Genomic DNA, 11,634 nt, shown 5'->3' on the forward strand with positions numbered 1-11,634 from the left:
GACGGCGGCAGGTTGATGTCGATGTTGAAATGCGACCACCCCACGCGGGCGGCCCAGTCGCCGCGCGACCAGCGGGTGGACAGCCCGACCGATTGGGGCACGTTGACCTGGGTGGCCGTCACGCCCAGGCTGCTTTTGCCGATCAGCCCTTCCACGTTGTACTCGTAGCCCCCCGCCTTGTCTTGCCAGAGGAAGGTGGCGCCGTCCAGGTGCGTGAACGGGTCGATTTGATACACCGCGGTGGGCGGGCGAACGGCGGTCTGGGTGTAGGCGATCTGGCGCGTGTCCGACATCGAGAAGATGGGCGCCACCACACGCCCCGCTCTCACGCCCAGGCGCGACGAGACGTCCCAGCTTCCGTAGGCCCACTCGACTTGCGGGCGCTGGCTGGCGTTGACGTCTTGCTTCGACATCAGCTGCAGCACGCCCTTGATCGGGCCGCTCGGGTTGACGGTGGCCTGCACCGCGAGCAGCGTGTCGGCGTCCCAGATCACGTGGTGGTCGGTCGCGCCATGGCTTTGCCGGATGTCGGCGCGAACCTGTGGTGGCGTCGAGCTGATGGCCGATGGAGGCGTGCTCGACGAGGCCAGGTTGGAGCTGAACGCCCCCAGCGTGCCGAAGCCCTCGATGCGCAGCAGGTCGTCGAAGAACGCGGTGGCTCGGGCCGGTGCCACGCAGGCACCCAGGCAGGCCAGGGCGATCAGGGTCTGGCGGGGTGGGCGAAACATCGATTCAGGGCGTCAGCACGACCTTGACGCTGCTGTCCAGCGCCGAGCGGTCGATGAAGCCGATGGCGCGCGGGTTGACCACCAGCACCTGCTTGACCTCGACGGCGTCATTGAGCTCGCGAGGGGTCGCGCCGCGACCGGTGAACGTCTGGCGGGCCCAGATGGCGCGCACCTGCGATTCGGAGCGCCCCAGCACTTTCATGAAGAACTCGGCCTTGTAGGGGCCGGGGCCGATGATGGTGGGGATGGCGGTGCTGCCGTCGGGGTACACGCGCGAGTTGCCCAGGTAGATGTCGGCCACCTGATCTTTGGTGAGGCTGGTGATCGGGCTCTGCGCTCCCACCACCACCACGATGTCGGCGCAAGCCATGGCGTGGATCGCGCCCAGGGCCGCCGCCACGCACCAGGCTTTCAAGTAGTTGAGTTTCATGCGGCCGCCCTCGATCAGAAGATGAAGTCCAGGTTGAGGGCGTAGGTGTTGATCGTGCCGCCGAAGGTGTCGTTCGGGATGTAGTACTGAACTTGCCCGCCCGCCGCGCCGACTCGCGGGTTGGCCTGGCGCAGCTGCGTCCATTGCGCCTTGAGGGCGGCCTTGGGCATGAAGTCCCAGCGCACGCCGACGGTCTGCTCGGTGCGATTCGGGCGACCGAACACCCGCGCGTCTTCGAGGTCGGCGATCGCGGCGCTGTTCGTCTGGTTGTGCAGGCCCAGGGGGGACTCGGTGTTGCGGGCGCGGCCCCAGGCCACGTAGGGCGTCCAGGCGTTGAAGCGCCAGCTGCCCAGCACGTAGTAGCTCTGGTAGCTCGGCGCCAGCAAGGTGGTGCCCTGGCGGTTGGCGAACTCGGCCAGCACGGTGAGGTTGTCGTGCTCCCACTGGCCGCCGAGCGTGAAGATGTCGAGCTTCTGGTCGGTCAGGCCGGTGCGCGGGCCCAGCACCGGCGAGTCGATGTTGATGGCTGCGTCCAGGCGTGCCTGGGCGCTCGGGATGAGATCGATGTTGACGTCGAGGTGCGACGCGCCGGCGCGCACGCTCCACTCGCCGCGCGTGACCCGCGACGACACGCCGTAGATGCGCGGCACCTTGAACATGCCGCTGGGCAGCTCGACGGACGTGCGACCGAACATGCCTTCGAGCTCCAGCTTGTAGGGGCCGGGGCGGCTTTTCCAGAGGGCGTTGCCGCCGTCGAGATGGGTGATGGGGTTCAGCGCGTAGACCGACGTGAACGGGCGCACCATGGTCTGCGAATACGCCACGTTGCGCGCGTCGGAGAGCATGAAGATCGGCGCCACCACCCGCCCGAACTTGAGATCGACCGTCGGTGCGGCCTGCCAGCCCAGATACGCCCATTCGACCTGAGGTTTCTGGCTGGCATGGATGTTCTGCTTGGACAGCAGTTGCAGCACGCCCTGCACCTCGCCATGCGGGTTCCAGGTGGCCTGCACCGACAGCGAGGTGTCGGCGTCGTAGATGACGTGGTTGTCGGTGGAGCCGTGGCTCTCGCGCACGTCGGCGCGCACCTGCGGGTCGACGTACGGGCGGCCCGCCGGGGTGGGCACCTTGCTCGAATCGAGGTCGGAGCTGAACGCCCCCAGCGTGCCGAAGCCCTCGACGCGCAGCAGGTCGTCGAAGAACTCGATGGCATGGGCGGGCGGCGCCCAGGCGCAAATGCAGGCCAGTGCGATCGAGGTGGGGCGGATGGCGCGGTGCATCGTGTCGTGCGGTGTGGTGCAGGGCGATGATGCTGGGGCCGGGGGGCGCTGGCGAGCGGCGTTAGCCTGCATTGACGTTGCGATGGGCGGCTGATAACCCCGATCGATGCCGGAGCCGGGGGCCGATCATTGGTCGCCCGGCGGGGCCATCAGCCGCACCGGGCTGATCTCGACGCTGCTCGCACCGTTGTTGACCCACACCGTGCCGTCTTGCACCGTGATCTGCAGTTGCATCGTGCGCTGCGTCAGCGCGGCCAGGGCCTGAGTCTGATCGGCCGGGATCTGCCACACCGTGAGGTTGGTGGCACGGGTGAGCTTGTTGGCAATGTTGCTCCACCACACCGGCGTGCTGGCCGCGTAGCTCCACACCGCCACGCGTTCGGCCCGGCTGCTGGCGCGGATCAGGCGGCGGTCGTCGGGCTGGCCGAGGTCGATCCACTGCACGATCTGGCCGGTCAGATCCTTCTGCCACAAGTCGGGCTCGTCGGGGTCGCTCAGCCCCTTGGTGAATTCGAGTGCGCCGTTGTGGTCGTCGGCCGGCACGCTCAGCGCGAACGCCAGGATCCGCACCATCATGCGCTCGTCGGTTTCGCTGGGGTGCTGGGCCACGGTGAGGGCATGGTCGGCGTACAGATTGCGATCCATGTCGGCGATCTGCAGCGTGGCTTTGAAGATGGTGGCTTTGAGTGCCATGGCGGTAATGCGTTCGGCGCGGCGCGTTGAAAGGGCTCATTACAGCAGACGCGCCGGATAATCCCGCCCCGTGAACAAGCCGGCCTCCACTCCTCCCCACGCTCCAGCCGCCGCGCCGCGCTCGCGCTGGTCGCTCTACCTCGACCTCATCCGCTGGGACCGCCCGCAGGGCTGGCTGCTCTTGCTCTGGCCCACGCTGATGGCGCTGTGGATGGCGGCGGGCGGCTTCCCCGGCTGGCACCTGCTGGCGGTGTTCACGCTCGGCACCGTGCTGATGCGCAGCGCCGGGTGCGCCGTCAACGACGTGGCCGACCGCGACTTCGACAAGCACGTCAAGCGCACCGCGCAGCGCCCCATCACCAGCGGCCAGGTGTCCGTCAAAGAAGCGCTGGCTGTGGGGGCGGTGCTGGCGCTGCTGTCGTTCGCCCTGGTGCTTACCACCAACACGCTCACGGTGCTGATGTCCTTCGGCGCGCTGGCCGTCACCATCGTCTACCCCTTCACCAAGCGCTTCATCTCGATGCCGCAGGCGGTGCTGGGCGTGGCGTTCAGCTTCGGCATCCCGATGGCTTATGCCGCGCTGCGCAACGCGGTGCCGCTGGAGGCCTGGCTGCTGGTGGTGGGCAACCTCTGCTGGGTGCTGGCCTACGACACCGAATACGCCATGGTCGACCGCGACGACGACCTGAAGATCGGCATCAAGACCTCAGCCATCACGCTGGGCCGTTTCGACGTGATCGGCGTGGCCGTGTTCTACGCCTTGGGCCTGGCGCTGTGGGCGCAGGCCGGGCGCCTGGCGGACCTGGGCTGGCCGTATGCGCTGGGGCTGGCGGCGGCGGCGGCGCAGGCGGTGTGGCATGTGCTGTTGATCCGCACCCGGCAGCGCGAGCGCTGCTTCAAGGCGTTCCGGCTCAATCACTGGGTCGGCTTGACGGTATTTGTTGGCGCCGTGCTGGCCACCATGCTGCACTGAAGGCTTGGGGGGCGCTCAAGAATCGGCCCCCGGCTCCGAAATCCTTCCGAATGGGTCGATGCTCGCCGAACGGTGGCGACGCGGGCCCGACTGCAATGATTTCGGGGGCGAATGTGGCCGTGACGCACGACTTGCCAGGCGATGTGGTGCCCCACCGCGCCGCCAGTGAACCCAGCGAGCGCAGCAAGAACACCAGCCGGGTGTTCTGGCAGCTCATGATGAAGGTCTGCCTCGTGGCGGCGCTCACGCATGCCGTGTTCGGCGTGCTGTTCTACGCCCTGGGCGCGTGGATGCTGGCGTGGGTCAACGTGGGCAGCGTCACGCTGTTTTTGGCCAGCTACGGCCTGATCCGCCAGCGTCGCAACCAGATGGCGGTGGTGCTGGTGTTCGTCGAGATCTTCGGCCATGCCGCGCTCGCCGTGCACATGATCGGCTGGGACAGCGGCTTCCACTACTACCTGCTGCTGGTGGCGCCGGTGGTGATCATGAGCAATCTGAGCAAGACCAGCCACAAGCTGCTGATGACATCGAGCGTGTGCGCCTTCTACATGCTGCTCGATGCCACCGTGCGGGCTTCTGCCCCGCTGCACACGCTGCACCCCGGCGTGCTGAACGCGCTGCGCTACTTCAACATCCTCGTCACCTTCGGGCTGCTCACCTACCTGGCCATGCTCTACCTGGGCATGATCAAGAAGGCCGAGAAGCAGTTGCTGGTGATGGCCTCGACCGACCCGCTCACCAAGCTCAACAACCGGCGGCGCGTCACCGAGATCATCGAATACGAGATCACCCGCAGCAAGCGCATGCCGCGCACCTTGTGCTTCGTGCTGGGCGACATCGACCACTTCAAGGCCATCAACGACCGCCACGGCCACGAGGGCGGCGACCAGGTCTTGATCGAGGTGAGCCAGGCGCTGCGCGCGGCGGTGCGCGAGCAAGACAGCGTGGGCCGCTGGGGCGGCGAAGAATTCCTGGTCGTGCTGCCCAACACCGAACTCGACGGCGCTGAGCTGGTGGCCGAGCGCATCCGCAACGCGCTCGGTGAGATGCAGGTGATGGCGGGCGGGGAGGCCGTGGCGGTCACCATGACGCTGGGGCTGTCCAGCTGCCGCGAGGGCGAGAACATGGAAGCCGCCATTGCCCGCGCTGATGAAGCGCTCTACCGAGGCAAGGCTGCCGGTCGCAACCGGCTGGAGCTGGAGCAGCGCGGCGTTTGAGACCGCGCCGCCCTGGCGAGCAACTCAGCGCCCGAACTCGTCGCCCAGCTCGCGGGCGCGTTGCTGCGCGGCTTTGAGCGCCTGCACGAACGCCGCCTTCACGCCGCTGGCTTCTAGCGAGGTGAGCGCCGCGTAGGTGGTGCCACCCTTCGAGGTGACGCGCTCGCGCAGCACGCTGGGCGGCTCGGTCGAGCGACGCGCCAATTCGGACGCGCCCGAGAACGTCGCCAGCGCCAGCTGCTTGCCTTGCTCAGGTGTCAGGCCCATCTGCTGCGCCGCTTCCATCATGCTTTCGACGAAATAGAACACGTAGGCCGGGCCCGAGCCCGACAGCGCGGTCACGGCATCAAGGTCGGCTTCGCGTTCGACCCACAGCACGTCGCCGGTGGGGGCGAGCAGCGCCTGCGCATCGGCCTTCTGCTCGGCGGACACAGCAGGGCGTGCGTAGACGCCGGTGATGCCCTGGCCGATCAGCGCCGGCGTGTTGGGCATGGTGCGCACGATGCGCTCGGTGCCCAGCGCTCGGGCCAGGTCGTCGCTGCGGATGCCGGCCATCACGCTGAGGTGCAGGGCTTGGCCCGTGTGCGGGGCGCAAGCCGTGGCCGCGTCCTTGAACTGCTGGGGCTTCACGGCCCAGACCACCGTGCGTGCCGAGGTCAGCGCGGCGCCCGGCTCGGCCAGCGTCTGCACGTCCAGGTCGCGGGTGAGACGCTCGCGCTGCTCGGCGCTGGGGTCGAGCACGAGGATGCTGCTGGCGGCCTGGCCCTGGCGGATCAGCCCGCCGATGATGGCGCTGGCCATGTTGCCGCCGCCGATGAATGCGATGTGGATGCTGGACATGTCGATGCTGCAGAGGGTTCGATGAGTGCACGCCACAGCGCGCGCGCGGTGCCGCCGAGTATGCCGCTTCGTCAACTGGCTTCGCCACAATGCGGGCACGTCATTGCGATGAGGGTTGCATGCAATTCATTCTGTTCGTCAAAGGCCGCAAGCGCTGGCTGTTTGCCTTGTGCGTCAGCGTGCTCGTGGGGCTGCTCGTGCCGCCGTCGGTCCGCCCCGTCACGCGAGCCCTGATCGGCTGGAACGTCGGCGTGGCCTGCTACCTGCTGTCGGTGTGGTGGATGATGCTGCGCGCCGAGCCCCGGCGCATCCGCCTGATGGCCGAGCAGCAAGACGAAACCGCCTACGTGGTGCTCACGGTCACCGTCCTGGCGGCCATTGCCAGCGTGGTGGCCATCGTGCTGGAGCTGGCCGACACGCAAGGCCTCAGCGGCCTGCGCGGCGCGGGACGCATGGCGATCACGGCGTCCACCATCATCGGCACCTGGCTGCTGATCCCGACGATGTTCGCCTCGCACTACGCCCACGAGTTCTACCTGGCCCCGGCCGACCGGCGCCCGCTGGACTTCCCCGACGCGCCGCCCCAGCCGCAGTACCTCGACTTCCTCTACTTCGCCTTCACCATCGGCGTGGCCTCGCAGACCGCCGACATCTCACTGCGCAGCCCCGCCATGCGCCGCGACGTGCTCGTGCAATCGGTGCTGTCGTTCTTCTTCAACGCCAGCATCCTGGGGCTGACGATCAACATCGCGGCGAGTTTGGTGCATCCGTGAGCCTCACGCGGTCGCCTCAACCGCTCGCCAACAAATCCGCATTCCCACTCGCCGCCGCCGTGTTGATGGTGAGCGTCTGCTCGGCGCAGAAGCGCAGCAGGTAGTGCGGGCCGCCGGCTTTGGGGCCGGTGCCGCTGAGGCCTTCGCCGCCGAAGGGTTGCACGCCGATCACGGCGCCCGTCATGTTGCGGTTGACGTAGACGTTGCCGACGCGCGCCTGCTCGGCGATGGCCAGGGCGCGGCTGTCGATGCGGGTTTGAATGCCGAGCGTGAGGCCGTAGCCCAGGGCGTTGATCTGCTCGACCAGCGCGTCGAGCTCGGGCACGGCGGTGCCGGGGCCCCAGCGCAGCACGTGCAGCACGGGGCCGAAGACTTCTTCTTGCAGCTCGCCGAGCTGGGCGATCTCGAAGACGGTGGGCGCGATGTGCTGGCCGAGGGGGTTGGACGCCAGCGGGGTGCAGGTGAGCAGCTGGGCTTCGACGTCGAGACGCTTGAGGTGGTTGCTCAGGTGGCGGTGCGCGGCGGCGTCGATGACGGGGCCCACGTCGGTCGCGTAGTCGGCCGGGTCGCCCAGGCGCAGCGCCTGCATCGCGCCGGCGAGCATGTCGAGCACGCGCTCGGCGATGCCGCTGTGCACGCACAGCACGCGCAGCGCCGAGCAGCGTTGGCCGGCGCTGCCGAAGGCGCTGGCCACGGCGGCGTCCACCACCTGCTCGGGCAGGGCGGAGCTGTCGACCACCAGGGCGTTGAGGCCACCGGTTTCGGCAATCAAGGGCACGATGGGGCCATCGGACGCGGCCAGCGCGCGCTGGATGAGTTTGGCCGTGCGCGTGGAACCGGTGAAGGCCACGCCGGCGCAGCGGGCGTCGGCCACCAGCGCGGCGCCCACGGTGGCGCCGGGGCCGTGCAGCAGGGCGACGGCATCGGCCGGCACGCCGGCTTGCAGCAGCAGATCGACGAAGGCGCGCGCCACGCCGGGCGTCTGCTCGGCAGGCTTGGCGGCCACGGTGTTGCCGGCCACCAGCGCGGCCACGACTTGCGCGCCGAAGATGGCGAGCGGGAAGTTCCACGGCGCGATGCACACGAACACGCCGCGCCCGCGCAGCCGCAGCTCGTTGCGCTCGCCGGTGGGGCCGGGCAGCTCGCGCGGCGCCAGGGTCAGCTCGGCCTGCTGGGCGTAGTAGCGGCAGGCGTCGATGGCCTCGCGCACTTCGGCCACGGCGTCGGGCAGGGTCTTGTGGGCTTCTTGGACGAGCAGGCCGCAAAAGCGCGGCAGCTCGGCTTGCAGCAGGTCGGCCGCCTTGCGCAGCGCGGCGCAGCGCTCGGCCAGCGGCGTGCGTTGCCAGCGTGGCGCGGCTTGCGCCAGTGCTCGCATGGCCTGGGCGGCGTCGGCCAGACTGGCGTGCTCCACGGCGGACACGGTGGTGCGGGCCACGGCTTCGAGCAGCGGGGCGCGCTGGCGGCGGCAGGCGAGGTCGAGCCCGCGCGAGTTGGGGCGACCGGCATCGGGGCCGCTTTCGTCGTTTGCAAACAGCTGCGCGGGCAGCGGCACGGTGGCGTGCTCGTTGAGGTGCAGCGGCGAGGCGAGCAGTTGGTCGAGGCTCACGCGCTCGTCGGTGAGCTGGTGCACGAACGAGGCGTTGGCGCCGTTTTCGAGCATGCGGCGCACGAGGTAGGCCAGCAGGTCGCGGTGTTCGCCCACCGGGGCGTAGACGCGCACCGGCCAGCGCGTGCCGCCGGGCGGGGTGTGGGCCAGCACCTCGCGGTGCACCGCCTCGCCCATGCCGTGCAGGCGCTGCCACTCGAAGGCGGCGGCCGGCGTCACGCCGTGGGCGGCCAGCTCGGTGTGGTCGGCCAGTTGCATCACGGCGGCCAGGGTGGTGGCGTTGTGGGTGGCGAACTGCGGATACAGGTGCGGCGCGTGGCCGAGCAGCGCGCGGGCGCAGGCCAGGTAGGCCACGTCGGTGTGGTTCTTGTGGGTGAAGACGGGGTAGGCGTCCAGCCCCAGCTCTTGCGCGCGCTTGATCTCGGCGTCCCAGTAGGCGCCTTTCACGAGCCGCACCATCAGGCGCAGCTGGTGCTGCCGGGCCAGTCGCGCGACCTCGTCGATCACCTCGCGCGAGCGGGTCTGGTAGGCCTGCACGGCCAAGCCCAGGCCGCGCCAGTGGGGGTGCTCGGCGGCCACGCGCTCGGCCAGCGCGTCGAACACGTCGAGCGAGAGTTCGAGGCGCTCGCTTTCTTCGGCGTCGATGGTCAGGTTGATGCCGGCGGCCGCCGCGCGGCTCGCCAGTTGCCAGGCGCGCGGCACCAGCTCGGCCAGCACGCGATCGCGTTGCGACTCTTCGTAGCGCGGGAACAGCGCGCTGAGCTTGACCGAGATGCCGTCCGCGTCTTCCGGGTGGGGCCCCGGCGGCTGGCGCTCGGCAAGCTGCTCGATGGCGTGGGCGTAGGACGCCAGATAGCGTTGCGCGTCGGCCTCGCAGCGGGCGCCTTCGCCGAGCATGTCGAAGCTGAAGCGCAGCGCGGCCGGGTGGGCGTGCTGCGCCGCGAGTTGGCGCTGGTGCTCGGCCTGGTTGAGCGCCTCGTAAATGTCGCGCCCCAGCACGAACTGGCGGCCGAGCAGCTGCACGGCCCGCACGGCGGCGGCCACTGTGGTCTGGGTGCCCAGGCGCTGCAGCAGGTTGCTGGCGCCGGCGTGGTCGAGCGCGCCCGGCTCGGGCAGCAGGGACTTGGCCAGCGCGATCACGCGGTTGGTCAGGCCGGTGAGCAGCGGGTGGGTGCTACCGGCGGCCAGGGCGCTGGCGTCGAAGGCGGCGCGGCCCAGCTGGTCGGCCGCCAGCGCGGCGGCGGTGTCGGTGTCGGGCACGCGCAACAGGGCCTCGGCCAGCCGCATCAGGGCGCGGCCCTCGGCGCTGGACAGCGGGTATTCCTGCAGCAGGGACTCCACCGCCCAGAACGGCGCCGGGTGGGCGCGCACCGCCTGCAACCAGGGGCGGGCCCGCTCGCGCACGGCCCACCAGTCGAGCTTGCCCACCAGCTCGGCCAGCAAAGCCTCAATCACCGGGCCTTCCGGCCGATAAGGATGAGGCAGCCGCTCGTGAAGGGGCGACCAGGTTGAGGCATCCATCACGTTTGCGGCTGACATAGGCGTCTCCTAAGGGGTGACGACGGGGGAGGGGTCGGCCGTTGTGTCGGCCTTGATGCGTGAACCAAAGATTGCCGTGCCAATGCGAACCATCGTGGAGCCTTCCAGAACGGCCGCTTCGAGATCGGCGCTCATGCCCATCGAGAGCGTGTCCACCTGCAACCCGGCCTGCTGCAATAGCAGCAGCAACTCGCGCGTGGCGCGCAAGGGGGCCCTTTGAGCAGCCAGATCCGTTTCGGGCTCCGGGATGACCATCAGGCCCCGCAGCCGCAAGTTGGGCAGGCTCGCCACTGCTCGCGCCAGCGCCAGGGCGTCGGCCGGCGCGACCCCGCTCTTGGAGGCTTCGCCGCTGACGTTCACCTGCACGCACACCTGCAGCGGCGGCAGGCCCGCCGGGCGCTGCTCAGACAGTCGCTGCGCGATCTTCAGCCGGTCCACCGTATGCACCCAGTCGAAGTGCTCGGCCACCGCGCGCGTCTTGTTGCTCTGCAGCGGCCCGATCATGTGCCACTCGATGCCCGCGCGCAGGTCGGCCAGCGCCGCGATCTTGTCAACCGCCTCTTGCACGTAGTTCTCGCCAAAGTGCCGCTCGCCCGCCGCAAAGGCTTCGCGCACGGCCTCGGCCGGGAAGGTCTTGCTCACCACCAGCAGCGACACGTCGCTCGCTGAACGGTCAGCCTTCACGCATGCTTGTCGAATGCGGCTTCGCACCGATTGAATGTTCTCTGCAATCATCGCGATAATCGATTTTCGGTTTCTAACTGTTTAGCAACCCAACACATCAAAACATGGACATCACCCAACTGCTGGCGTTCTCGGTCAAAAACAAAGCGTCCGACTTGCACTTGTCCGCCGGCCTGCCGCCCATGATCCGGGTGCATGGCGATGTGCGCCGCATCAACGTCGACCCGATGGACCACAAGCAGGTCCACGACATGGTGTACGACATCATGAACGACACCCAGCGCAAGATGTATGAAGAGGTGCTGGAGTGCGACTTTTCATTTGAAATTCAAGGCCTGGCGCGCTTCCGCGTCAACGCCTTTAATCAAAATCGTGGCGCCGGTGCGGTGTTCCGGACGATTCCGAGCAAGATCCTGACGCTGGAGCAGCTCAATGCGCCCAAGATCTTCGCCGAGCTGGCCCTGAAGCCGCGCGGCCTGGTGCTGGTGACCGGTCCGACCGGCTCGGGCAAGTCCACCACCCTGGCGGGCATGGTCAACCACCTCAACGAAACCGAATACGGCCACGTGCTGACGGTCGAAGACCCGATCGAATTCGTGCACGAGTCGAAGAAGTGCCTGGTCAACCAGCGCGAGGTGGGGCCGCACACCATGAGCTTCGCCAACGCCCTGCGCTCGGCGCTGCGTGAAGACCCCGACGCCATCCTCGTGGGCGAAATGCGCGATCTCGAAACCATCCGCCTGGCGCTCACCGCAGCCGAAACCGGCCACTTGGTGTTCGGCACGCTGCACACGTCCAGCGCCGCCAAGACCGTCGACCGGATCGTCGACGTCTTCCCGGCCGCTGAAAAAGACATGGTGCGCGCGATGCT

Annotated in this window: 10 protein-coding genes and 1 pseudogene; 4 read left to right on the forward strand and 7 right to left on the reverse strand. The window is 68.7% G+C overall.

Annotated features, from left to right (window positions below; all coding sequences use genetic code 11):
• From ACE3SS_RS13150 to ACE3SS_RS13165, 4 genes and pseudogenes are all read right to left on the reverse strand, one after another.
• Positions 1-728: pseudogene (locus ACE3SS_RS13150) on the reverse strand (hypothetical protein); the annotation flags it as partial.
• A gap of 4 nt (positions 729-732) precedes the next feature.
• Complete coding sequence (locus tag ACE3SS_RS13155) at positions 733-1,158, reverse strand: phosphate ABC transporter substrate-binding protein (RefSeq protein WP_374594650.1); 426 nt, start codon at positions 1,156-1,158, stop codon at positions 733-735.
• Positions 1,159-1,172: 14 nt separating this feature from the next.
• Positions 1,173-2,438: a hypothetical protein gene (locus ACE3SS_RS13160; protein WP_374594652.1), complete on the reverse strand. Its 1,266-nt coding sequence runs from the start codon at positions 2,436-2,438 to the stop codon at positions 1,173-1,175.
• A gap of 126 nt (positions 2,439-2,564) precedes the next feature.
• A complete protein-coding gene (locus tag ACE3SS_RS13165; RefSeq protein WP_374594654.1) occupies positions 2,565-3,131 on the reverse strand; it encodes a YaeQ family protein in 567 nt (188 codons plus the stop codon).
• A gap of 70 nt (positions 3,132-3,201) precedes the next feature.
• Here ACE3SS_RS13165 and ubiA point away from each other — a divergent pair, with 70 nt between their 5' ends.
• Both ubiA and ACE3SS_RS13175 read left to right on the forward strand, forming a co-directional pair.
• Positions 3,202-4,104 (forward strand): 4-hydroxybenzoate octaprenyltransferase, encoded by a 903-nt coding sequence (ubiA, locus tag ACE3SS_RS13170; RefSeq protein ID WP_374594656.1) that lies wholly within the window; start codon positions 3,202-3,204, stop codon positions 4,102-4,104.
• 119 nt (positions 4,105-4,223) lie between these two features.
• Entirely contained in the window at positions 4,224-5,321 is a 1,098-nt protein-coding gene (locus tag ACE3SS_RS13175) for a GGDEF domain-containing protein (RefSeq protein WP_374594658.1), read from the forward strand.
• Positions 5,322-5,345: 24 nt separating this feature from the next.
• On the opposite strand, the gene proC is transcribed toward ACE3SS_RS13175, so the two are convergent.
• On the reverse strand, positions 5,346-6,161 hold the full coding sequence (gene proC, locus ACE3SS_RS13180) for a pyrroline-5-carboxylate reductase (RefSeq protein WP_374594660.1): 816 nt from the start codon (positions 6,159-6,161) through the stop codon (positions 5,346-5,348).
• A gap of 119 nt (positions 6,162-6,280) precedes the next feature.
• On the opposite strand from proC, the gene ACE3SS_RS13185 reads away from it, so the two are divergent.
• The gene (locus ACE3SS_RS13185; protein WP_374594662.1) at positions 6,281-6,934 is read left to right on the forward strand and encodes a DUF1345 domain-containing protein; all 654 of its coding nucleotides are present in this window, start codon (positions 6,281-6,283) and stop codon (positions 6,932-6,934) included.
• A 16-nt stretch (positions 6,935-6,950) separates the two neighbouring features.
• Here ACE3SS_RS13185 and putA read toward each other — a convergent pair whose 3' ends face one another.
• Both putA and ACE3SS_RS13195 read right to left on the reverse strand, forming a co-directional pair.
• Entirely contained in the window at positions 6,951-10,079 is a 3,129-nt protein-coding gene (putA, locus tag ACE3SS_RS13190; RefSeq protein ID WP_374594664.1) for a bifunctional proline dehydrogenase/L-glutamate gamma-semialdehyde dehydrogenase PutA, read from the reverse strand.
• A gap of 9 nt (positions 10,080-10,088) precedes the next feature.
• On the reverse strand, positions 10,089-10,814 hold the full coding sequence (locus ACE3SS_RS13195) for a YggS family pyridoxal phosphate-dependent enzyme (RefSeq protein WP_374594666.1): 726 nt from the start codon (positions 10,812-10,814) through the stop codon (positions 10,089-10,091).
• A 53-nt stretch (positions 10,815-10,867) separates the two neighbouring features.
• Here ACE3SS_RS13195 and ACE3SS_RS13200 point away from each other — a divergent pair.
• A partial coding sequence (locus tag ACE3SS_RS13200) for a type IV pilus twitching motility protein PilT (protein WP_374594668.1) occupies positions 10,868-11,634 on the forward strand: 767 nt, incomplete at its 3' end.

This window comes from Aquabacterium sp. (genome assembly GCF_041915145.1).
GTDB lineage: Bacteria > Pseudomonadota > Gammaproteobacteria > Burkholderiales > Burkholderiaceae_C > Aquabacterium.